Below are 278 nucleotides of genomic sequence, written 5' to 3' on the forward strand. Positions count from 1 at the left end.
CTTTGATGTATTCCTCGGTGACGTAGTGGTCCCGTGCGAGGGTAAAGGTGGCGTCCGGGGCTGCGGCTGCGAAGGATGTGTAAAAGACGTGCTTGACACCCGCAGACGCGGCGGCGTCAACGAAGGTGCGGTGCTGGTCCAGGCGTTCCGGGCTTTCGTGCGCGGAAACCATAAAAAGGGTTTCAACGCCGCGCAATGCCGTAATCGCGGCGTCCTGGTCTGAGTAGCTGAACCGGTGGATTGTGCTTTCGGATAAGGACGGTGCTTTCGCTGGGGTG

Annotated in this window: 1 protein-coding gene; it reads right to left on the bottom strand. The window is 60.1% G+C overall.

Features of this window, described 5'->3' with window-relative positions; genetic code table 11:
- Positions 1–278: NmrA family NAD(P)-binding protein (locus SB772_RS40300; protein ID WP_410838556.1), on the bottom strand; the 278-nt coding region annotated here is incomplete at both ends.

This window comes from Paraburkholderia sp. SIMBA_030, assembly GCF_046535245.1.
In the GTDB taxonomy this organism is placed as follows: Bacteria; Pseudomonadota; Gammaproteobacteria; order Burkholderiales; family Burkholderiaceae; genus Paraburkholderia.